This window comes from Microbacterium foliorum, assembly GCF_006385575.1.
Taxonomy (GTDB): Bacteria; Actinomycetota; Actinomycetes; order Actinomycetales; family Microbacteriaceae; genus Microbacterium; species Microbacterium foliorum_B.
Map to the genome: position 1 here is coordinate 1,382,240 of NZ_CP041040.1, position 22,026 is coordinate 1,404,265.

Here is a 22,026-nt window from a genome sequence, read left to right on the forward strand (position 1 = left end):
TGCGTCCGGGCCCGCACACTCTCGACTTCCCAGCCTAACGTGTTTCCTCGCCCGATCGTCGAAGGCATGCGCCCTCGACGCCGCGATCTGAGTACCGTGGGGGTATGGAGTTCTCCGGTGAGTCACCCACAGTCGATCTGACCTATTCCGACGTGTTCCTCGTGCCGCGACGATCCGCGGTCACCAGCCGTCTGCAGGTCGATCTGACCCCGCAGGACGGTACCCCGGCCACTCTCCCGATCGTGGCCTCGAACATGAACTCCGTCACAGGCCCCCGGCTCGCAGCGGTGCTCGCGCGGCGCGGCGGACTCGGTGTGCTCCCGCAGGACATGCCGCTGCAGGGTCTCGATGCCGCGATCCGCGACGTCAAGGCTCAGCCGGTGCTGTGGGACACGCCGATCGTGCTGCCTCCCGAGGCATCGGTGTCGGACGCACTCCGGCTGATGCCCGCGACCGCGGGTCACGGCATCGTCGTGGCCACGGGTGAGGCCCCGTACGATGCGGAGCGGATTCTCGGCGTCCTGGCTGCGACACGACTGGCCACCGCACTGCCGGACGCGCAGCTGGGCGACCTCGTGCATGCCGGCACGCCGTCTCTCGATGCGGATGACATCGGATCAGAGCGTCATGCGTTCGATGTGATCACCGATGCGGGCGTCGACATGGTGACGATCACTCATCATGGGCACCTCGTCGGAACGCTCAGCGCGCGCAGCGCCCTGCGATCGACGCTGTATCGGTCGGCGCTGGACAGCGACGGCCGCCTCGCCGTCGCGGCGGCGGTGGGCATCAACGGAGACGTCGCCGCCAAGGCGAAGGCCCTCGCGGACGCCGGCGTGGACGTGCTCGTGGTCGATACGGCGCACGGACACCAGGAGGGGATGCTGCGAGCACTGAGCGCCGTCGCCGCCCTGAACCTCGGCATCCCGATCGTGGCGGGCAACATCGTCACCGCCGACGGCGTCAAGGACCTCGTCGAGGCGGGCGCCTCGATCCTCAAGGTCGGTGTCGGGCCCGGCGCCATGTGCACGACGCGCATGATGACCGCCGTCGGCCGCCCGCAGTTCTCGGCTGTGCTCGAGACGGCCCAGGCCGCACAGGAGCTCGGCGCGCACGTGTGGGCGGACGGGGGAGTGCGCTACCCGCGCGATGTGGCACTCGCGCTCGCCGCCGGTGCCGCATCGGTCATGGTCGGCTCCTGGTTCGCGGGCACGATCGAGGCGCCAGGCGAGCTGCAGAGCGACGCCGAGGGTCGCATCTACAAGGAGTCCTGGGGCATGGCCTCCACGAAGGCGGTGCAGGCCCGGTTCGGGCGCCTCGACGCGTACGAGCGCGCCCGCAAGGAGCTGTTCGCGGAGGGGATCTCGTCGTCGAAGATCTACCTCGACCCGCTGCGCCCGGGGCTCGAGGATCTGCTCGACATGATCACTTCGGGCGTGCGCTCGTCATTCACGTATGCCGGTGCCTCGTCGGTGCCCGAGTTCCATGAACGGGCGCTCGTCGGGCTGCAGTCCGCCGCCGGGTACGAGGAGGGCAAAGCGCTCCCGGTCAGCTGGTAGCGCTCCGTGCTCGATCGCGCTGCGATCCCGTAGAATCGTGGACACCATGGACGACCCTCCCAGTTGTAGTACATCGCCCCATTGCCCGCCTTCCCGCACCGGGAGGAACGACTGATGGATTACATCCTCTTGGGCGTGGGGCTTCTGCTCACCGTGGGCACCGGGCTGTTCGTCGCGAGCGAGTTCGCCCTCGTCAATCTCGACCGCGCCGATCTCGAAGCGCGTCAGGCCCGCGGCGAATCCCGCTTGTCGCTGACCATCAGCGCGCTGAAGCACACCTCGACCCACCTGTCGTCCGCTCAACTCGGCATCACGCTGACGACGCTGCTGACCGGGTACACGATGGAGCCCGCGCTCTCCAACCTCCTCGGCCCGACTCTCGTGGCATGGAGCATCCCTGAGGCCGCCGTCGGCCCGATCGCGACGATCGTCGCGATGCTGGTCGCCACGGTGCTGTCGATGATCCTCGGCGAGCTGGTGCCCAAGAACTTCGCCCTGGCTCTGCCGCTCGCGACAGCCAAGCTCGTCATGCCGTTCCAGGTCGCGTTCACGACCGTCTTCAAGCCTGCCGTCGTCGTGCTCAACGGCAGTGCGAACGGCGTCCTGCGGAGCATGGGGATCGAGCCGAAGGAAGAGCTGTCGGGTGCGCGCTCCGCTGAGGAGCTCTCCTCTCTCGTGCGCCGCTCGGCGAGTGCCGGTCTGCTCGAAGCCGATACCGCGAGCCTGCTCGACCGCACGCTGACGTTCTCCCGATTGACGGCTGCCGACGTGATGACGGCTCGTCCGAGCATGCACGCCCTCGCGGCCGGCGACTCGGCCGACGACGTCATCCAGCTCGCCCGCCGGACCGGACACAGCCGATTCCCCGTCTACGACGACGATCTCGACGACATCACGGGTGTCGTGCACCTGAAGGCCGCGATCTCCGTTCCGCGTGATCGGCGAGCCGAGGTGCCAGTGGGCGCGCTCTCGACCGATCCGCTTCGCGTCCCCGAGACCGTGCACGTCGACGCGCTCATCTCGGAGCTCAGAGCCCGCGGATATCAGCTGGCCGTCGTGGTCGACGAGTACGGCGGAACAGCCGGTCTCGTCACGCTGGAAGATCTCGTGGAAGAGCTCGTGGGCGAGGTCTCGGACGAGCACGACCGCACACGCGCCGGAGTGGTCCGCGGCCGAGACGGCATAACCTTCCCCGGAGAGCTGCGGCCCGACGAGCTTCGAAGCAGGGCTGGAGTGGAGGTTCCGGAGGGTGACGTGTACGACACCGTGGCCGGCTATGTCATGAGCATCCTCGAGCGCGTCCCGTCCGTGGGCGACGAGGTCGAGCTCGACACCGGCAAGCTCCAGGTCGTCCGCATGGACGGACGCCGTGTCGACCGCATCCGATACGTCCCGAGTACGGATCTTCCCGCAGAGGTGGTCGGACGATGAACGACTGGGGAGGACTGGCCTGGCTGGTCGTGCTGCTCGTGGCGAACGCGTTCTTCGTGGGCGCCGAGTTCGCGGTGATCTCCGCGCGCCGGTCGCAGATCGAGCCGAAGGCCGACCGCGGATCGCGCGCCGCCAAGACCGCGCTCTTCGCGATGGAGCATGCGACACTCATGCTCGCGACGTCTCAGCTGGGCATCACGATCTGCTCGCTGCTGATCCTGAACGTCTCCGAACCTGCGATCCACCACCTGCTCGCCGTGCCGCTGCACGCGCTCGGCTGGTCGGACGGTGTCGTCGATGCCGTGTCGTTCGCGATCGCTCTGCTGATCGTGTCGTTCCTGCACGTGGTGTTCGGCGAGATGGTGCCGAAGAACCTCGCGTTCTCGCTGCCTGAGCGAGCGGTGCTCATCCTCGCGCCGCCGCTCGTGTTCGTGTCGAAGATCTTCATGCCGGTGATCTGGGTGCTGAACGCGGCCGCCAACGGCGTGCTGCGGCTGTTCCGGGTCGAGCCGAAGAACGAGGCCGCTTCGACGTTCACGCTCGACGAGGTCGCGACGATCGTCGACCAGTCTCGGCGCGAGGGAGTGCTCACCGATACGGCGGGCACTGTGGCGGCAGCAGTGGAGTTCACCGACAAGAAGGCTCGCGATGTGGCCGTGCCGCTCAGCGATCTCGTGACGCTTCCGCAGTCGGCGACTCCGGACGACGTCGAGAAGGCCGTCGCTCGCTACGGGTTCTCGCGCTATGTGATCGTCGACGACGACGGGGTGCCTGTCGGATACGTCCACCTCAAGGACGTCCTGCGGGCATCGGACGGACCGGGTGCCGCTGAGAAGCTGGTCGAGCCGCTGCCCGCGAAGCGCATCAACCACATGGTTCCGGTGCAGGAGGACACCGATCTGGAGGACGCGCTCGCGGTGATGCGCCGAGCAGGGCGTCACCTCGCGAAGGTGCGGGACTCCCAGGGCCGCACGACCGCCGTGCTCTTCCTCGAGGACATCCTCGAGGAGCTCGTCGGCGAGGTGCAGGATGCGACCCGTCGCATCCGCGGCCACTGATCTGCGTTCACGCAGAAGCCCCCGAGTCCATGCGGACCCGGGGGCTTCTCTGCGGGGTGCGTGTCAGCGCCAACGCGCCCGCTCGTACTGGGGCGGCCAGATGATCTCGGCTCCGAGCTCGTGCGCGGCCCGGAGTGCGAAGTGCGGATCGCGCAGCCACTCCCGGCCCGCGAAGATCGCATCCGCCGCACCGTCGGCGAGCACCCGCTCCGCCTGCTCGGCGGCGGTGATCAGCCCGACCGCCGTCACCGGGATGCGTCCTCCCTGGCGCACGGTCTCGGCGAGCGGCACCTGATAGCCGGGGAAGACGCTGATCTGCTGGTGGGCCACGAGCCCTCCGCTGGAGACGTCGATGAGGTCGGCCCCGTGCTCGGTCGCCCAGGCGCTCACCGTCGCCGCCTCGTCGGGGGTGAAACCGCCCTCGGCGTGATCGGTCGCCGAGATGCGCACGAACACCGGCACACCGTCTCCGGCGACCTCGCGGATCACATCCACCACGCGGAGGAGCAGCCGAGCGCGGTTCTCGAGCGACCCGCCGTACTCGTCGCCTCGCAGATTCGAGAGCGGAGAGAGGAACTGGTGCAGCAGGTACCCGTGCGCGCCATGGACCTCGAGCACGTCGAAGCCGGCGTCGAGGGCACGGCGGGTCGCCGTCGCGAACCCCTCGACCACGGCGTCGATGCCGTCCTGATCGAGCGCCGCGGGTTCCGCGAAGCCGTCGAACGGGACGGCGGAGGGGGCCGTGGTCGTCCATCCGCCCTGCGATTCGGGCACCGAGCCGCGCTCGTCGGCCCAGGGCCACCACGTCGACGCCTTGCGGCCGGCGTGCGCGAGCTGGATGCCCGCAGCAGCGCCGCGCGCATGGATCGCCTCGACGACCGGCACCCACGCGTCGCGCTGCTCGTCGTTCCAGAGCCCGGCATCCCGAGGCGAGATGCGGCCTTCCGGCATGACGGCCGTCGCCTCGGCCACGATCAGACCGGCACCGCCGGAGGCGAACTGGGCGAGGTGGGTGTGGTGCCATTCCTGCACGACGCCGTCGACCGCGCTGTACATGCACATGGGAGACACCCAGAGCCGGTTGCGGAACGTGACGGAACGGATGCTCAGCGGGGAGAAGAGAATGCTCACCCCTCGACGCTACCGGCCGGGTGGGGCGGTGCGGGCCATCGCACTAACGTGGAGTCATGCCCGACGCACGCGACTGGTCCCGCGACGACACCGCACGCTTCCTGCGCGTGCCCGGAGCCGACGACGACAAGTATTCTCGCGGCGTCGTCGGCCTGCGCACGGGATCATCCGCCTACCCGGGTGCCGCGGTGCTCGGCGTCGAGGCGGCGTGGCGCGCCGGCGCCGGGTTCGTGCATTACATCGGAGACGGCCGAGCTGCAGACGCCGTGATCGCCCGGCGCCCGGAGACCGTGGTCAGTCCGCGCGCGGCCGGCGTGCGCGTCGGCGCCTGGGTGATCGGATCAGGGACGGATGCCGCGAGCAGGAGCCCTGAGGCGCAGCGCGAGCTGCGCGACCTGCTCGACGGGGTCGTGCCTGTGATCGTCGATGCGGGAGCACTCGACCTGGCGCGGGGGAGTCGTGCGCCGCGGGTGCTGACGCCACATGGCCGTGAGTTCGAGCGTCTGCAGGATCAGCTCGGACACGACGCCGTCGATGACCGCATCAGCGCTGTCGCCCGGGTCGCGAATGCCGTAGGCGCCGTCGTGCTGCTCAAGGGCGCGCAGACGCTGATCGCGGATCCGGAAGGACTCGTCATCCGTGTGGAGGCGCGCACCGGTTGGCTCGCGACGGCGGGCACCGGCGATGTCCTCGGCGGGGTGCTCGGTGCGCTGATCGCCGCGAACCTCGACGCGCCACTGGCCGAGGTCGCGGCGGCAGCCGCCTGGTTGCACGGCCGAGCCGGTGTCATCGCCGCCGGCTCGGGCGCGGACGGCGGCGCGACGGGGCATCCGATCGTGGCCCTCGATGTCGCGGAGGCCCTGCCTCGCGCATTCTCGGACGTCGTCGCGTGAGTCGCACCTCCTCGATGCGTCTCGTCGCGCTGTGGGGCGCCTTCGGACTCGTGCACCTCGTCACGGCGGTCGCCGGCTGGCTGTATCCGAGCCAGCCGATGGGCGACGTGGTGCTGGTGTACGAGCCCTGGTCGTCGGCGGCGCTCTCGGGTGGGCCGATCGTCGGAGTCACCGAGACGTGGGTCTACCCGCAGCTCGCGCTCGTGCCCATGCTCTTCGCGAAGATCCTGTCGACACCGCTCATCGCGGCGATGGGGGCCTCCGGGGCTTATCTGATCGCGTGGGCGGTGCTCGTCACGGTGCTCGATGCGATCGCCTTCGCCGTGCTCGTCGGGCGTTCGCCGTCGCAGCCACGGCGGATGGCCGCGTGGTTCTGGATCACCGCCCTGCTTCTGCTGGGACCGATCGCGATGTACCGCATCGACGCGATCACGGTGCCGCTCGCGGTGGTCGGCGGACTCTGGCTGATGCGCCGTCCCGCTGCCGCCGCCGCACTGCTGGCGGTCGGCGCCTGGATCAAGATCTGGCCGGGCGCGCTGCTGCTCGCAGCTGTGGTGGCTGCCCGGAGCCGGATGCGGGTTCTGCTCAGCGCCGCGGCCGTATCGGCTGCCGTCCTCATCGTGCTGGTCGCCGTCGGGGCCGATACCGAGATCTTCGGATTCCTGACGGAGCAGACGGGACGCGGTCTGCAGATCGAGGCCGTCGCTGCGACCCCGTTCCTGTGGCTCACGATCGCCGGAGCCGCCCGCATCGAGTACAGCTTCGACATCCTGACCTTCCAGATCAGCGCCCAGGGTGCGGATGCCGTCAGCGCTCTGCTCACACCGCTGATGGCGGTCGTCGTCGTCGTGATCACCGTGATCGGCGGGTTCAAGGCGTCACGCGGCGCGTCCTTCGCCCGGCTGTTCCCTCCACTCGCGTTGAGTCTCGTGGCGACCCTGATCGTCCTGAACAAGGTGGGCTCTCCGCAGTTCCAGACGTGGCTGGTCGCTCCGGCCATCCTCTGGTTCGTCCTCGACCGCACGCGAGCCGCGGCCCCCGCGGTGCTCGTGCTCGCGCTGTGCGCTCTCACGTGCTTGATCTATCCGCTCAGCTACGACGCGCTGCTGCGCGCAGAGACGCTGCCCATCACCGTCCTGACGTTGCGCAATATCGGTCTCGTCGTGCTCCTCGCCGCCGGCATCCGCGCCCTCGTCCGCGTGCCCGCCCATCGTCCGTCCACCACCAGGGAGTGAACCCATGCTGATCGCCTTCTCCGTCGCACCGAGCGGCGTCCCCTCCGACGGAGCCGAGCGCTCCGACGCTTCGGTCCATGACGCGGTCGCCGCCGCAGTCCGCGTTGTGCGAGAGTCGGGCCTGCCACACCGGACGACCAGCATGTTCACCGAGATCGAGGGCCCGGACTGGGACTCGGTGATGGATGTCGTCAAGCGCGCCACCGAAGCCGTGATGCCCTTCGGGTCGCGGGTGTCGCTCGTGCTCAAGGCCGACATCCGCCCCGGCTACGCGGGGGAGCTCGACGCGAAGATCGAGCGGCTCGAAGCGGCGATCGACGACGCGGACACCCCGTAGACTCGACGGGTGAATCCCTCGACTGAATCGAGGGGTGCGGCGAAGTGGGCGCTCCTCTCCCTCGCCATCGGCAGTTTCGGCATCGGCATGACCGAGTTCGTCGTGATGGGCCTGCTGCCCAACATCGCCGACGAGCTGCTGCCCACGCTGTGGGCCAGCAGCCCTGAAGACGCGCTGAGTCAAGCCGGGTGGCTGATCTCGCTCTACGCGCTCGGCGTGGTCGTCGGCGCTCCGACGATCGCCGGCTTCGTGGCCCGCTACCCTCGCCACCGGGTCATGATCGGACTGGCGCTGGCACTGACCGTGTTCAATGCGCTCACGGTGTTCCTGCCGACCTTCGAACTCGTGGGCGCCTCGCGGTTCCTCGCCGGTCTGCCGCACGGCGCCTACTTCGGCATCGGCGCCCTGGTCGCTGCGGAGGTCATGGGGCCGGGCAACCGCGCCAAGGGCGTGGCCTTCATCCTCACCGGACTGACCGTGGCGAACGTGGTCGGGGTGCCTCTGGGAACCTTCCTCGGCCAGCTCTGGGGGTGGCGGGCGGCCTTCGCGGTCGTGACTCTCGTCTTCGCCCTGGCGACCGTGTGCATCGCGTTCTTCGTGCCGAAGCACCCGGGCTCGCCCGGGCGGACCATGCGCGAGGAGCTCGGCGTCTTCCGCATTCCTCAGGTCTGGTTCACCCTGGGCATCGGAGCGATCGGCTTCGGCGGCTTCTTCGCGGTCTACAGCTACATCGCCCCGCTGGTCACCGAGGTGGCGGGCTCTCCAGAGTGGGCGGTGCCGATCGTGCTCGTGCTCATGGGGCTCGGGATGACAGCGGGAAACCTCGTCGGCGGACATCTCGCCGACATCGACCTGCGACGCACCCTGCTCTTCGGACTCGCGGCGATGGCCGTGGTGTTCGCTCTCCTCGCCGTGCTCGCGTTCTGGATCGTCACGCTCGCGCTTCTCGTGTTCGTGGTCGGCTTCGTGTCTTCGGTGCTCAGCCCGACGATCCAGACCCGGCTGATGGATGTAGCCGGAGACAACCAGTCGATCGCCGCAGCAATGAACCACTCTGCGCTCAACATCGGCAACAGCCTCGGAGCGTTCCTCGGCGGAGTGGTGATCGCCGCCGGCTGGGGCTTCGTCGCGCCGTCATGGACCGGGGCGGCGCTCGCGGTCGCCGGCCTCGTGATCGCCCTGTTGTCGTATCGCTCGGAGGCGCGCAGACCGGCGCTCGCTGCGGTGTGAGCGGTAGTCCGCCTCGTAGAGTGGGGCCGTGACCGACATCGACGATCTGCCCGTCGCCGGGACAGCCGTGCTGCTACGCGCCACGGTCGAGGGCTTCGCCGTCCTGCTGATGCGCCGGCCGGATCGAGGGTCGTTCGCTGGCGCCTGGGTGTTCCCCGGCGGCAAGGTGGAGTCGTCCGACCGCCGAGTGGGGGCGGATGAGAGCGACGATGCGCGCCGCGCGGCGGTTCGCGAGACGGCGGAGGAGGTCGGTCTGATCATCAGCGATCCCGTGGTGCTGTCGCGCTGGCAGCCCCCGGTCGAGGCGCCCATCCGTATCCGGACCTGGTTCTTCCTCGCCTCAGTGCCCGACGACGAACTGCGGTTCTCGGTCGACGAGGTCGTCGACGCGATGTGGCTGAGCCCGGCAGAAGCCCTGTCGAGGCATGCGACGGGGGAGTGGACGCTCTTCCCGCCGACCTGGGTCACACTGCATCAGCTGAGTCGCTTCGCATCCGTCGATGCAGCTCTCGCCTCCGCCGGGGTGGCGCAGCACTTCTCTACCCGTGTGGTCGATTCGCCTCAGGGCAGGGACTTCGAGTGGGACGGCCTTCGTCTGCGCACCGGTTCGCGGCCCTGGACGATCGACGAGAGCTACAGCTAGCTCGCGAGCAGCCGTCGCAGGTTGCTGCCGACCGCCTCGGTCTCGATGAGGAATCCATCGTGACCGAAGTCGCTGGTCAGCACCACCGCTTCAGTGCCGTCGAGGGTGTTCGGGATGCTCCGGGCGATGCGGTGCTGGCCGTCGACGGGGAAGAGCCTGTCGCTGTCGATCCCCAGCACGAGCGTCGTGGCGGTCACGGAGCGCAGTGCTTCTTCGACGCCGCCGCGGTCACGGCCGACGTCATGAGAGTTCATTGCCTCGACGAGGGTGATGTAGCTGTTCGCATCGAAACGGCGGGTGAACTTGTTGCCGTGGAAGTCGAGGTACGACTCGACCGCGAAGCGACCACCATGACCGAGAGGCGACACCCCCGACTGCCACGAACGCTGGAATCGCTGGTTGAGCTCGATCGGGCTGCGGTAGTTCAGCAGTGCCATGCGCCGGGCGAGGGCCAGGCCGCGATGCGGGCCGTCGCCGTCGCCCAGGTCGTAATACTCGCCGCCCTGGAACCGCGGGTCCATGCGGATGGTCTCGAGCTGCACCGTGTTCAGGGCTATCTGATCGGCTGTCGTGACCGGCGGCGACGAGAGCACCGCGAGGCGGGCGACGCGCTCAGGGTGCGTGACGGCCCATTCGAGCGCGTGCATCCCGCCCATGGACCCTCCGACCACGGCTGCCCAGGTGTCGATGCCGAGGGAATCGGCGAGGCGGACCTGTGCCGCCACCTGGTCGCGGATGGTCAGATAGGGGAAGCGGGATGCCCACTCGTATCCGGAGGGCGCGATGCTGGCCGGTCCCGTGGAGCCCTGGCATCCGCCGAGCATGTTCGGCGCGATCACGAACCAGCGGTCGGTGTCGAGCGGCGCTCCCGGCCCAGTGACGTCCTCCCACCAGCCTGCGGTCGGATGCCCGGCTCCGGCGCCGCCCCGCACGTGGCTGTCGCCGGTGAGCGCGTGGAGCACGAGGATCGCGTTGTCGCGGGCGTGGTTCAACTCGCCCCACGTCTCGAATGCGAGACGGATGCCGGGGAGTTCGGCGCCGCTCTCGGTCGGGAAGGCGCCGAACGAGGCGAAGCTGCGTCCGCCCGCCGGGTCTCCGTCGCGCCAGGCGCCGGTCGCGGGCGGTCGTGCGCGAAGCAGACGCACGTCGGCCTCCGTCACGGGCGCCGAGGGCACCGTGTCTTCAGAGGTCGTCTGCCAGTCCATGCTCCCATTCTCGCCTGGTACCGCGATCCGTCGGACGCACGTTACGTACCCGGGTGTCGCCCAGGAGGATCGGCCGCCGCTCGGTGTCAGAGAGTGAGGGTCGTCACGGTCGCCAGGTGATCGCTGCTGCCGGCTCGCATCGTCGTGGAGCCGAGCACGTCCAGGCCGCGCACGAAGACGTGATCGATCCTGGCGAGCGGCAGCCCCGCGGGCCAGGTGAACCCGAGGGTGCCGTCGGTCGGTCTGACCCAGTCGAGCTGCGACCGGATGGCACCCAGGGCCGGGTCGGCAGAGGCGGCGTTGAAGTCGCCGACGACGACGATGGACTCGGCGGTGTCGGCAGCGACGGCATCGGCGATACCCGACAGCATCGCATCCCGGTCGTTCTGCACGCCTGGTCGCACTGAGGCCGCGTGCATGACGTACACGACGACGTCGGCATCCGGCGCGTTCACCACCACGCGTAGCGCGCGCTTCCAGTCGAGCCCGAGCGACAGTGCCTGAGCATCGGCGATGGGGAGGCGGCTCCAGACGGCGACCGTACCGATCGCGTAGGAGTGCGGGTAGTCAGCCGCGAGCGTGTCCCGTGCGGCGGCGAGGCTGTCGGCGTCGAGCTCCGTCAGCGCGATCACGTCGGCACCGGAGGCGGCGAGGTCGGCCGCGGATTCGGCTGCGCCGCCGGAGTGTGCGCGCACGTTCTGGCTGACGATCTCGACGGTCGACGTCTGCTCGGCGGCACCCGATGCGAAGCCGGGAGCGGAGGGTGCGATCGCGAGCACCCAGACGAGGATGGGCGCGAGTAGCACCAGGACGACACGGCGGACTCGGATCAGTGCGATCACCGACAGGACTCCGAGCGCGAGGCCGCACCACGGAAGGAGAGCGGCGGCCGCGGTGCCCACGAATCCGGGGATCCAGACGCCGACGACCATGGCCAGCACCACGAGCCCTGCGACGGCGATGATGCGCCCCGCGCGCGCGTGCGAGCGTCGGTGGGTCGGCGAACTCGTCGTGGCGGTGATCGTGACCTCCTCGGGCAGGCTTCTCATTCTCGACCGAGCTGTCTGTGCACCTGCCGTACGCGCCCGAAACGAGCAGGTGCCCCGAGCCGAAGCCCGGGGCACCTGCTGCATCCGATGGGTGGGTCAGGCGCGAGCGGCCTCCGACACACGGCGCGCCGCGGCGAGTGCCTCATCGAGGTCGGCCTTGAGGTCGTCGATGTTCTCGATGCCTACCGACAGGCGCACAAGACCGGGAGTGACGCCGGCCGTGAGCTGCTGCTCGGGCGTGAGCTGTGCGTGCGTGGTCGATGCCGGGTGGATCACGAGCGAGCGCACGTCGCCGATGTTCGCGAGGTGGCTGAAGAGCGACAGGCTGTTCACGAACTCGCGACCGGCCTCGACGCCGCCCTTGAGTTCGAACGACAGCACCGCGCCGACGCCCTTGGGTGCGTACTGGTTCGCCTTGGCGTACCAGGGGGAAGAGGGCAGGCCCGAGTAGTTGACCGACGCGACATCTTCGCGGCCGTCCAGCCACTCGGCGATCTCCTGAGCGTTCTGCACGTGGCGCTCGATGCGCAGCGACAGGGTCTCGATGCCCTGGATGAGGTTCCAGGCGCTCTGCGGTGCGATGGCCGAGCCGAGGTCGCGGAGCAGCTGCACGCGAGCCTTGATGATGTAGGCGAGCGGGTCGCCGACCGCAGCGGTGTAGCTGGCGCCGTGGTACGAGGGGTCGGGTTCGGTGAGCCCGGGGAACTTCTCGACGTTCTTCGACCACTCGAAGGTGCCGCCGTCGATGATCGCGCCGCCGATGGTGGTGCCGTGGCCGCCGAGGAACTTGGTCACGGAGTGCACGACGATGTCGGCGCCGTGCTCGAACGGGCGGATCAGATACGGGGTGGCGATCGTGTTGTCCACGATCAGCGGCACGCCGCCTTCGTGCGCCACGTCTGCGACGGTGCGGATGTCGAGGATGTTGATCTGCGGGTTGCCGATGGTCTCCGCGAAGAACAGCTTGGTGTTCGGGCGGACGGCGCGGCGCCATTCCTCGGGGTCGTCCTGGTTCTCGACGAACGTGACCTCGATGCCGAGCTTCGCGAGCGTGTACTTGAACAGGTTGTAGGTGCCGCCGTAGATCGAGCTCGACGACACGATGTGGTCGCCGGCCTCGGCGATGTTGAGCACCGCGAACGTCGATGCGGCCTGACCGCTGGCGAGGACGAGGGCGCCGGTGCCCCCTTCGAGTGCCGCGAGGCGCTGTTCCAGGACATCCTGGGTCGGGTTCTGGATGCGGGTGTAGATGTTGCCGAACTCGGCCAGCGCGAACAGGTTCGCCGCGTGGTCGGCACTGTCGAACACATACGACGTGGTCTGGTAGATCGGCGTTGCGCGGGCCTTGGTCACCGGGTCGGGAGCAGCTCCGGAGTGGATCTGCTTCGTCTCGAAACGCCAGGTCTCGGGTGCGGACATGTGTTCCCCCTGGAACTGTTGGAAGGTCGGTTCGACTGATGTCGTTGATGCGACAGTACGGAACATCGACGGCTGTCAACAGCGGGTGGGAAATGTGACGTAATGAATCCGGATCGAATCCGCAGGTCGAGGATCGGGGAGTCAGCCCTGTGTCAGCAGTCGCGCCGCCCACGTGCGAGCGATCGCGAACGGCTCGGCGAACGTCGTCATCCCGACCGTCACGATCGCGCCCTCGTACAGCAGCATCATCGCCTGCGCCAACGCGCGAGGATCGGGGGCTCCCGCCTCGGCGCAGAGCTCCTCGAACACGTCGAGCAGCCAGACCTTCTGGCGGGAGACCTCGGGGAACACCGGGTGCTCGTCGTTGCCGTCGCCGATCTCCGCCCGCGCGTTGATCGCGCTGCATCCCTTCGGGCTGTTCTCGTCGGACCAGGAGATCGCCGCATCGAAGATCGCGAGCACGCGATCGGGGCCGGGTTCGGGCACGCGCGAGAGATGTGCGGCCACATGCTCTCGCCAGCGAGCGTCGCGGTGCTGGAGGTAGGAGACGACGAGCGCCTCCTTCGAGCCGAAACGGTCGTAGAGAGTCTTCTTCGTGACGCCGGCCGCCTCGGCGATCGTGTCGACGCCGACCGCGTGGATGCCGCGTTCGTAGAAGAGCCGCGACGCGGCGTCGAGGACGCGTCGCCCTCCGGGGGTGAGCGGTGCGAGCTCGGGAACGGACTGCGTCATGCGATCGACTATACCAGTCTGTATAGTCGGAGCATGAGTAAACAGATCGGTCTACTTTGCTCGGTGATGACGGTGGTCGCCGCCGTCGCGTTCATCGTCACCTGGAGTTCGGGATTCATCATTCCTGCGTACGCCACGGTGGACGTGTCGCCGCTGACGCTCCTCGTGTGGCGGTTCGTGCCTCTGGCGGTCGTCCTCCTGGCCGTCCTCCGGCTCACGGGTGGGGCGAAGGGGCTGAGCGCTCGCGATCTGCGCACACAGGCCACGATCGGGCTCTTCGCGCAGTTCGGATACTGTCTCGCGGTCTACGGCGCCGTCGCGGCAGGCATCGCGACAGGCACGGTCGCCCTCATCGACGCGGTGCAGCCACTCGTCGTGGCTGTGCTCGTCGGCCCGGTGCTCGGTCTGCGCGTGCGAGGTGCGCAATGGGCTGGGCTCGTGATCGGAGCGGTCGGCGTGCTCCTCGTGGTGCGTTCACAGTTCGGGTCATCGGAGGCTTCTCCGGTGGCGTATCTCCTGCCGGCCGTCGCGATGGTCTGCCTCATCCTCGGCACCCTGCTGCAGCGCAGGTCGGCGGTGACGAGTGGTGTGCTCCTCACACTGACGATCCATGTGACGATGACCGCGGTGCTGCTCCTGGTGATCGCGGCCGTGACCGGAACCCTGGTTCCGCCGGCATCCGCCTCGTTCTGGCTCGCCGTCGTGCTCACCGCCGTGTTCCCGACCCTCGCCGCCTACGGTCTGTACTGGTGGCTGCTGCGGCGAGTGGGCATCACCGCGTTGCAGGCTCTGCTCTTCCTGATCGCCCCCGCGACGTCACTCGCCGGCAGCATCCTGCTGGGAGAGTCGATCACCATCGTCACCGTCGCAGGGTTCGTCCTGTGCGGAATCGGCGTCGCGGTGGTGCTCACCAGCGAGGCGAGGTCGCAGGGGGCGACAGAGAGGTCGCACGGAACGACCGCGAGGTCGGCCGGAAAGTGCGACGTGGCGGCGCACGACGCGAGATAGTCGCCGGAACATCGTACGGTGGAGGAATGGTCAACAGGCGTGCAGTCGTGACGGGTGCGAGTTCGGGTATCGGAGAGGCCACGGTGCGCGCGCTGCGCGCGCGAGGCTGGGGAGTCGTCGGAGTCGCACGACGCGCGTCCCGGCTGGCGGCGCTCTCGGCGGAGACGGGTGCCTCGACGATCGCGTGCGATCTGACGGACCCGGACGCCGTCGCCGCGCTCGTCACCGAGCTCGAGGCGACCGGCCCGGTGCACGCTCTCGTGCAGGTCGCCGGCGGCGCACGAGGCACCGACCGCGTCGAGAACGCATCGGTCGACGACTGGCAGTGGATGTACGACGCGAATGTGCTCTCGAGCCAGCGCCTGGTCGCCGGGCTCCTACCCCTGCTGCGCCGGGCCGCCGCAACGGACGGCCACGCCGACACCGTCTTCGTGACGTCCACTGCTGCGCAGGTCGCCTATGCCGGTGGCGGCGGCTACAACGCCGCGAAGGCCGCTCAGGCGATGCTGGTGCACGCCCTCCGCCTCGAGCTGAACGGAGAGCCGATCCGCGTCTCCGAGGTCGCTCCGGGCATGGTGCACACCGAGGAATTCACCCTCAACCGTCTCGGCGGAGACGCGGTCGCCGCGGAGGCCGTGTACTCGGGCGTCGAAGCGCCACTGCGGGCCGAGGACGTCGCCGACGTGATCGCCTACGCGCTGGATGCCCCGGCGCACGTGAACCTCGATCTCATCACGATGCGGCCCGTCGCCCAGTCGGCGAACCACCTCCTCGCCCGCGGACCGCTGCGGGTCCGAGCGATCGACTGAGCGATGACTGCGCGCACTCTCGCCGAGCTCGCCGGCGACGGGCTGATCGACCCCGACTGGGCTGACGCCCTCGCTCCGGCGCAGCAGACGATCACCGCCCTCGGTGAGCGGCTGCGTGAGGAGCAGGCTGACGGGCGGGGCTATCTTCCCGCGGGGGAGCATGTGCTGCGTGCGTTCGAGCGCCCGATGTCCGAGGTGAAGGTGCTCATCACGGGTCAGGACCCCTATCCGACTCCCGGGCATCCGATCGGCCTGTCCTTCGCGGTCGACCGAGACGTGCGCCCGCTGCCGCGCAGTCTCGGCAACATCTACGCCGAGCTCGAGAGCGATCTCGGCATCCCACCGGCGCCGCACGGAGATCTGACCGCGTGGAGTGACCAGGGTGTGCTGCTGCTGAACCGCGTGCTGACTGTCCGCCCCGGTGAGGCGGGATCCCACCGCCGCTGGGGGTGGGAGCAGGTCACCGAGCTCGCGATCCGTGCCCTCGTCGCCCGCGACCGGCCGCTCGTCGCGATCCTCTGGGGAAAAGACGCCGCGAACCTCCAGCCGCTGCTGGGAGAGACACCGGTCATAGCCTCGGCGCATCCGTCGCCGCTGTCCGCTCGGCGGGGATTCTTCGGCTCCCGCCCGTTCTCGCGGGCGAACGAGATGCTCGAAGGACTCGGTGCGAGCCCGGTCGACTGGCGCATCGGCGGCGAGCTCCCTCTAAGCTGATCGCATGCAGTTCGAGCCCGGTGATCGCCGCCGTGTGCTGCCGCGCCATCTGCGACCGCAGTCCGAACCCGACGTGTTCTCGTACTCGATCCGCCCCGCACGGTCCGGCGATCTGCCGTACGTGCGCGAGATCTACAACCACTTCGTCAGCAACTCGGTCGTCACGCTCGACGAGCGACGCAGCAGCATCCCCTACTGGCGGGAGAAGTTCGCGCTGCTGAGCAAGCTCGGCCTGCCCTTCCTTGTGGCTGTCTCACCGGCAGGGGTCGTGATCGGCTATGCGCTGGCCCAGCCGTGGGCGGGGAAGAACGCCTATCGCTACACCGTCGAGGACTCGATCTACCTCGGGCCGGGGGCCGGCGGCAAAGGCCTCGGAGCCGCACTGCTGCAGGCTCTGATCGACGCATGCGAGCAGCTCGGCATCCGTGAGATGGTGGCCGTGATCAGCGACACCAAAGCAGACGCGTCGATTCGCCTGCATGCCAAGCTCGGTTTCGTCGAAGCCGGGCGCATGGGTCGCGTCGGTCACAAGTTCGGCCGCGACCTCGGCACCGTCTACATGCGACGTGCCCTGCGCCCGAGCCGCCGACGGAAGTTCTTCGGCCTGAGCTCCGGGCGCTGAGAGCCGCGATCACGCCGGAGGAGCGGGGATGACCGGGATAGCGGCCAGCAGCGTCTTCGTGTAATCGTGCGTCGGGTGCAGCAGCACGTCCGCGGTGGTGCCGCGCTCGACGATCTCGCCGTCCTTCATCACCACGACCGTGTCGCAGAGGTTCTGCACCACCCCGATGTCGTGCGACACCAGCACGAGCGTCAGGTCTGAGGTGCGGCGCAGCTCGACGAGGAGCTCGAGGATCTGAGCACGGACGGTCACATCGAGCGCCGACAGCGGCTCGTCGCCGACGAGGATGCGCGGACGGTGGACGATGGCCCTCGCCAGAGCGATGCGCTGCCGCTGCCCACCCGAGAACTCGTGCGGATACCGATCGCCCATCTCGGGCTCCAGGCCCACCTGCTCGAGAACTTCGCGCACTCTGGCTCGGTGATCTCCATCGATTCCGAGCGCCCACAGCGGTTCGCGGACGATCTGCGCAGCGGTCATGCGCGGGTCGAGCGATGCGTAGGGGTCCTGGAACACCAGCCCGGTCTGACGGCGCAGCCAGTGCAGCGACCGTGCGGATGCCGAAGCGTCCACCGTCCTGCCGTCGAGAGTGACGGTGCCGGACGTCGGGCGGTCGAGGCCGAGGAGCAGCTTGACGAGGGTGGACTTGCCCGACCCGGACTCGCCGATGATGCCGACAGACGACCCCTCGACGATGTCGAGATCGGTCGGCGCCAGTGCGGTCTGCCGTCGGGTGCTCTCGAACGTCGAACGCTTCGGGATCACGAAGTCGCGTCGCAGCGCCCGCGCCTCGATCAGGCTCATCGCGTGCCTCCCTCGGGACGCCAGAGTGTCGCGGTGGCATCGCGCAGGAGCCCCTGCGTGATCGGGGACGTCGGAGCGGTGAGGAGCGTGCTCACGGGGGCCGCCTCGACCACGAGTCCGTCTTCAAGCACGACGCCGTGGGTCGCGACCTGTGCGAGCACCGCGAGATCGTGCGTGATGAACATGAGAGACATGCCCTCTTCCTCGACGAGGTTCAACAGCAGTGAGAGGATCTCGGCCTGGATGGTGACGTCGAGAGCGGTCGTCGGCTCGTCGGCGATGAGCAGTCGTGGCCGGCACGCGAGCGCTATGGCGATCGCCACCCGCTGCCGCTGACCGCCCGAGAGCTGGTGCGGATAGCGATCGACGATCGAGGCGGGGTCGGGCAGCCGCACGCGCGCGGCCTCCTGGACCGCACGCTCGCGGGCCTCTCTCCGACCGATGCCCTCGTGGATGCGGATCGACTCGGCGATCTGTCTGCCGACCGTGCGGATCGGGTTCAGGGCGGTGCGAGGCTCTTGGAACACGATCCCGATCTCGTCGCCGCGCAGTCGCGCGAGCTCGCGATCCGCAAGTCCGATCAGCTCGGTCCCGTTCCAGCGGATGCTGCCGCTCGCCACCGCTCCTTCGGGGAGCAGGCCGAGCACCGCGAGGGCGGTCAGCGACTTGCCTGAGCCGGATTCGCCGATCAGACCGAGACGGGATCCGTCCGGCACCTCGAAGGAGATGCCGTCGACGACGGCGCGTCCGTCGATGCGGACGACGAGGTCCGTCACCTCGAGGCTCATGCGATCACCGCCGGTGTGTGCACCTCGGCCGCGCGGTGGCGCAGCGTGGGATCGGTGGCCTCGCGCAACCCGTCGCCGAGGAGGTTGAGCGCGAGCACGGTGATCGTGATCGCGAGACCGGGCCAGATGACCGACAGCGGATGCACGCCGATGTAGCGCTGCAGGTCGGCGAGCAGCAGTCCCCAGCTCGGCTCCGTGACCGAGGCGCCGAAGCCGAGGTAAGACAGGCCGGCCTCGGCGAGCACCGCGACCGCCATCGACCACGAGAGCTGCACGATGAACACGGGGGCGACGTTCGGAAGAAGGTGACGAGCGAGGCTCTGTCCGGTCGTGAGGCCGGACGCCCGCGCGGCGAGGACGAAGTCGCTCTGCTGCACGCGGCGCAGCTCGGGTCTCGTGACGCGGGCGATGTTGACGCCGAATCCGATGCCGACCGACCAGATCACCACCCACAGCGAGCCGCCCCAGACCGACGAGATCATCATGGCGATCAGCAGCACGGGGAAGGCGATCAGGATGTCGACGAGCACGGCGACCGTCTCGCGCAGCCAGCGGGCGGTGAGCGCACCCAGGGCAGCGAGGGCGATGCCGACGAGCGTCGCGACGACACCGGCACCGATGCTGACGAAGACCGTCGTGCGAGCGCCTGCCATGAGTAGGCTGAGGATGTCACGGCCCGTGTCGTCGGTGCCGAGCAGATGCGGCCAGCTCGGGATGGACCAGCGTGCGCGCACGTCGGACTCCTGAGGATCGAACGGCGTCCAGAACAGCGAGACGAGTGCGGTGAGCGCGATGACCGCCACGACGATCAGACCGAATCGTCCGGTGGCGGTGCGCCACAGTCTCGGAAGCCAGCCGCGCATCACGCCTCCCTCTGGCGCGGATCGACCGCACGGTGGATCAGGTCGACGAGGAATCCCACCACGAGCACGAATCCGGTGAGGACGAGGAGCTCGCTCTGCACCTTGATCAGGTCGCGCGTGCCGACGTCGGCCACCAGCATCCGTCCGATGCCGGGAAGCGTGAAGAGCTGCTCGATCACGACCGACCCGACGATGATGCCGGCGATCTGGAGTCCCAGCACGGTGATGATCGACAGGCCGACGGCGGGGATGCCGTGCGAGATCAGCGACCGCGTGCGCGTGAGGCCCTTGGCTGCTGCCGTGCGCACGAAGTCCTGACCGGCGGCCTGAAGGGTGGCGCTGCGGACGAACCGCATGAGCATCGCCCCCTCGACTATGCCGATCGTGAGAGCGGGCAGCAGGAGCGACTCGAGTGCCTTCCAGGGCGTGCTCCATCCCGTGCGCGGGAATCCCTGTGGTGGAAGCCAGCCGAGCCAGACCGAGAAGACGACGATGAGCATCATCCCCGCCCAGACGACCGGCACAGCCGCGAGGGCCTGTGCGCCGACGCTGAGGGCGGTGCCTCCGCGTCCGCCGCGGCGCAGCGCGGCCAGGATGCCGAACGGCACCGCGATGAGCACGGCGATCAGCAGGGCGAGGATGCCGAGCGGCACCGTCACCTGAGCCTTCTCGAGCAGCTCCTCGCCGACCGAGGCGCCGGAGAGCAGGGACGTGCCGAGGTCCCCTCGGAAGATGCCCCCGATCCACTCGGCGTACTGTGCGGGAAGCGGGCGGTTGAGGCCCAGCGACTCGCGGAGCGCCTCGACCTCGGCGGGGGAGGCCTGGGTTCCCGCGATCAGCTGTGCGACGTCGCCGGGAAACACCCGCAGGGTCAGGAAGATCACCGCACTCGACACGAGGAGCCCTGCGATGAGCAGGACTCCTCGGACGAGCGCGTAGCGGATCACGAAGTGCGCGTCATCACTGCTCGGTGGCCACGGTGACGCCGGCCAGGTTGATGCGCGAGTTGATCGAGTCCTCGGGGAACCCCGTGACGAGCGGGCTCACGGCCGTGATCGTCGCGCCGTTGTACAGCCAGTCCGCCGCGTGGTCCTCGGACACGATCCGAGCGGCCTCGGCGAGCAGGTCCGCCGACTCGTCGGGGTCGACCTCGGCCAGCGCCTCGGTGTAGAGGCTCTGCACCTCGGCGTTGTCGTAGCCGAAGTAGTACTCGGGGTTCGCGAAGTTGCCGAAGTCGCGCGGCTCGACGTGCAGCACGAAGCTCAGGTCGTAGTCGTGGTTGGTGTAGACGTCCTCCAACCAGGTCGGGAACTCGACCGAGTCGACATCGAGGGTGACACCGACCTTCTGGAAGTCGGAGATGAGGACCTTCGGAACCGTCGTGCCGTAGAAGCTCGGGATCGTCAGGGTGAGCTCGAGCTCTTCCTGCCCGGCCTCAGCCAGCAGCTCCTTGGCCTTCTCGGGGTCGTAGGAGACGACATCGGAGAGGTCTTCGTAGCCGGGGTCGAGTTCGGGGATCGGTCCGTAGAGGGCGGAGCCTGCGCCGACGGCCTCGACGAGAGCTTCGTGATCGATCGCGAGACGCAGCGCTTCGCGCACCCTGACGTCGTCGAGAGGAGCCTTGGCATTGTTGAACGCGAGCGTCGCCTTGTCGGTGGTCCGACCGGTCGTGAGTGAGAAGTCGCCGGAGTCCTCGAGCTGCGGGGCGAGATTCGGATCCACCGCGGTGAGCACCTGGACGCCACCGTCGAGAGCCGTGTTCACTCCGGCCGTGAAGTCGGGGATGTACTGGAACTCGACCTCGGCGACTCCCGCAGGCTCGCCCCAGTACGCCTCGTTGCGGGCGAACGTGATGGCGCTGCCCTTGCTCCAGCGCGTCAGGGTGAAGGGGCCGGTGCCGTTCTCGGCGGTTTTGAGATCGGTCGTGTCGCCGGTCTGGAACACGAGGCCCGCGGGGCCGGTCAGCGAGAACAGGAAGTTCTGGTTCGGCTCGGTCAGCACGATCTGCACCGTGGTCGGGTCTGGAGCTGTGATCGAAGCCACAGAGGCGAACTCGGCATTGCCCTGCAACGTCGCGTCAGTGCGCACGGCCTCGTAGGAGGCGACCGCATCGGCGGAGGTGAGTGCGGTTCCGCTGTGGAAGGTGATGCCCTCGTTCAGCGTGAACGAGTACGTGAGTCCGTCTTCGGAGACCTCGTAGTCGGACGCGAGCCGCGGCACGATCTCGTTCTCCTGTGTGCGGCTGACGAGACCCTCGTAGATGTTGTCGATCAGGATCTGCTCGAGCGCTGCGCCGCTGGTGCGACGGATGTCGAGGTTGGTGGGCTCGAGGACGAGGCCCACCTGCAGCGTCGCGTCCGGGTCGGGTTCTCCCACCGGTTCGGTGGCCTCGGGCTCTGCGGCACCTGAGCAGGCGGTGAGGACGATGGCGCTCGCCGCGATCGCGGAGATCAGCGCGAGTCGTCGCGTACGTCGGAACATGGGTTGTTTCCTCTC

At 68.8% G+C, this 22,026-nt stretch carries 22 protein-coding genes; 12 read left to right on the top strand and 10 right to left on the bottom strand.

What is annotated here, in order from left to right; translation table 11 throughout:
- Positions 1-104: 104 nt before the first annotated feature.
- The 3 genes from FIV50_RS06565 to FIV50_RS06575 all read left to right on the top strand — a co-directional run bounded on the left by FIV50_RS06565 (position 105) and on the right by FIV50_RS06575 (position 4,048).
- Positions 105-1,559, top strand: coding sequence for a GuaB1 family IMP dehydrogenase-related protein (locus tag FIV50_RS06565; protein WP_140036735.1), 1,455 nt, complete (start codon positions 105-107; stop codon positions 1,557-1,559).
- A gap of 114 nt (positions 1,560-1,673) precedes the next feature.
- The gene (locus FIV50_RS06570) at positions 1,674-2,990 is read left to right on the top strand and encodes a hemolysin family protein (RefSeq protein ID WP_140036736.1); all 1,317 of its coding nucleotides are present in this window, start codon (positions 1,674-1,676) and stop codon (positions 2,988-2,990) included.
- On the top strand, positions 2,987-4,048 hold the full coding sequence (locus tag FIV50_RS06575; protein ID WP_140036737.1) for a hemolysin family protein: 1,062 nt from the start codon (positions 2,987-2,989) through the stop codon (positions 4,046-4,048). Before FIV50_RS06570 ends, FIV50_RS06575 begins: the two co-directional genes overlap by 4 nt.
- Before the next feature lie 63 nt (positions 4,049-4,111).
- Here the strand turns inward: FIV50_RS06575 and FIV50_RS06580 are convergent, their stop codons facing one another.
- On the bottom strand, positions 4,112-5,179 hold the full coding sequence (locus FIV50_RS06580; RefSeq protein ID WP_140036738.1) for an NADH:flavin oxidoreductase/NADH oxidase: 1,068 nt from the start codon (positions 5,177-5,179) through the stop codon (positions 4,112-4,114).
- A gap of 56 nt (positions 5,180-5,235) precedes the next feature.
- Between FIV50_RS06580 and FIV50_RS06585 the strand changes: the two genes are divergently transcribed.
- From FIV50_RS06585 to FIV50_RS06605, 5 genes are read left to right on the top strand one after another with little or no spacing between them, the layout of a single operon-like run.
- Complete coding sequence (locus FIV50_RS06585) at positions 5,236-6,072, top strand: ADP-dependent NAD(P)H-hydrate dehydratase (protein WP_140036739.1); 837 nt, start codon at positions 5,236-5,238, stop codon at positions 6,070-6,072.
- Positions 6,069-7,307, top strand: coding sequence for a hypothetical protein (locus FIV50_RS06590; RefSeq protein WP_258184458.1), 1,239 nt, complete (start codon positions 6,069-6,071; stop codon positions 7,305-7,307). Before FIV50_RS06585 ends, FIV50_RS06590 begins: the two co-directional genes overlap by 4 nt.
- Positions 7,308-7,311: 4 nt before the next feature.
- On the top strand, positions 7,312-7,644 hold the full coding sequence (locus FIV50_RS06595) for a thiamine-binding protein (protein WP_140036740.1): 333 nt from the start codon (positions 7,312-7,314) through the stop codon (positions 7,642-7,644).
- A gap of 9 nt (positions 7,645-7,653) precedes the next feature.
- Positions 7,654-8,874 (top strand): MFS transporter, encoded by a 1,221-nt coding sequence (locus FIV50_RS06600; RefSeq protein WP_140036741.1) that lies wholly within the window; start codon positions 7,654-7,656, stop codon positions 8,872-8,874.
- A gap of 28 nt (positions 8,875-8,902) precedes the next feature.
- Positions 8,903-9,517, top strand: a complete 615-nt coding sequence (locus tag FIV50_RS06605) for an NUDIX hydrolase (protein ID WP_140036742.1) — start codon at positions 8,903-8,905, stop codon at positions 9,515-9,517.
- Here the strand turns inward: FIV50_RS06605 and metX are convergent.
- The 4 genes from metX to FIV50_RS06625 all read right to left on the bottom strand — a co-directional run bounded on the left by metX (position 9,514) and on the right by FIV50_RS06625 (position 13,922).
- Entirely contained in the window at positions 9,514-10,722 is a 1,209-nt protein-coding gene (metX, locus tag FIV50_RS06610; RefSeq protein ID WP_140036743.1) for a homoserine O-acetyltransferase MetX, read from the bottom strand. The genes FIV50_RS06605 and metX overlap by 4 nt on opposite strands.
- Before the next feature lie 86 nt (positions 10,723-10,808).
- Positions 10,809-11,771: an endonuclease/exonuclease/phosphatase family protein gene (locus tag FIV50_RS06615; protein WP_181164352.1), complete on the bottom strand. Its 963-nt coding sequence runs from the start codon at positions 11,769-11,771 to the stop codon at positions 10,809-10,811.
- Between the two features lie 96 nt (positions 11,772-11,867).
- Complete coding sequence (locus FIV50_RS06620; protein ID WP_140036745.1) at positions 11,868-13,190, bottom strand: bifunctional o-acetylhomoserine/o-acetylserine sulfhydrylase; 1,323 nt, start codon at positions 13,188-13,190, stop codon at positions 11,868-11,870.
- A 141-nt stretch (positions 13,191-13,331) separates the two neighbouring features.
- Positions 13,332-13,922 (bottom strand): TetR/AcrR family transcriptional regulator, encoded by a 591-nt coding sequence (locus FIV50_RS06625; protein ID WP_140036746.1) that lies wholly within the window; start codon positions 13,920-13,922, stop codon positions 13,332-13,334.
- Between the two features lie 33 nt (positions 13,923-13,955).
- On the opposite strand from FIV50_RS06625, the gene FIV50_RS06630 reads away from it, so the two are divergent.
- From FIV50_RS06630 to FIV50_RS06645, 4 genes are read left to right on the top strand one after another with little or no spacing between them, the layout of a single operon-like run.
- The gene (locus FIV50_RS06630; protein WP_258184459.1) at positions 13,956-14,930 is read left to right on the top strand and encodes a DMT family transporter; all 975 of its coding nucleotides are present in this window, start codon (positions 13,956-13,958) and stop codon (positions 14,928-14,930) included.
- A gap of 26 nt (positions 14,931-14,956) precedes the next feature.
- Complete coding sequence (locus tag FIV50_RS06635) at positions 14,957-15,739, top strand: SDR family oxidoreductase (protein WP_140036747.1); 783 nt, start codon at positions 14,957-14,959, stop codon at positions 15,737-15,739.
- Between the two features lie 3 nt (positions 15,740-15,742).
- The gene (locus FIV50_RS06640; protein WP_140036748.1) at positions 15,743-16,453 is read left to right on the top strand and encodes a uracil-DNA glycosylase; all 711 of its coding nucleotides are present in this window, start codon (positions 15,743-15,745) and stop codon (positions 16,451-16,453) included.
- A gap of 4 nt (positions 16,454-16,457) precedes the next feature.
- The gene (locus tag FIV50_RS06645) at positions 16,458-17,075 is read left to right on the top strand and encodes a GNAT family N-acetyltransferase (protein WP_140036749.1); all 618 of its coding nucleotides are present in this window, start codon (positions 16,458-16,460) and stop codon (positions 17,073-17,075) included.
- 9 nt (positions 17,076-17,084) lie between these two features.
- Here FIV50_RS06645 and FIV50_RS06650 read toward each other — a convergent pair whose 3' ends face one another.
- From FIV50_RS06650 to FIV50_RS06670, 5 genes are read right to left on the bottom strand one after another with little or no spacing between them, the layout of a single operon-like run.
- Complete coding sequence (locus FIV50_RS06650; protein WP_140036750.1) at positions 17,085-17,879, bottom strand: ABC transporter ATP-binding protein; 795 nt, start codon at positions 17,877-17,879, stop codon at positions 17,085-17,087.
- On the bottom strand, positions 17,876-18,667 hold the full coding sequence (locus FIV50_RS06655; protein WP_140036751.1) for an ABC transporter ATP-binding protein: 792 nt from the start codon (positions 18,665-18,667) through the stop codon (positions 17,876-17,878). The genes FIV50_RS06650 and FIV50_RS06655 overlap by 4 nt, the downstream gene beginning before the upstream one ends.
- On the bottom strand, positions 18,664-19,530 hold the full coding sequence (locus FIV50_RS06660) for an ABC transporter permease (protein WP_140036752.1): 867 nt from the start codon (positions 19,528-19,530) through the stop codon (positions 18,664-18,666). The genes FIV50_RS06655 and FIV50_RS06660 overlap by 4 nt, the downstream gene beginning before the upstream one ends.
- Positions 19,530-20,477: an ABC transporter permease gene (locus FIV50_RS06665; protein ID WP_140036753.1), complete on the bottom strand. Its 948-nt coding sequence runs from the start codon at positions 20,475-20,477 to the stop codon at positions 19,530-19,532. The genes FIV50_RS06660 and FIV50_RS06665 overlap by 1 nt, the downstream gene beginning before the upstream one ends.
- Positions 20,478-20,490: 13 nt before the next feature.
- Positions 20,491-22,011, bottom strand: a complete 1,521-nt coding sequence (locus FIV50_RS06670) for an ABC transporter substrate-binding protein (protein WP_140036754.1) — start codon at positions 22,009-22,011, stop codon at positions 20,491-20,493.
- Positions 22,012-22,026 lie beyond the last annotated feature (15 nt).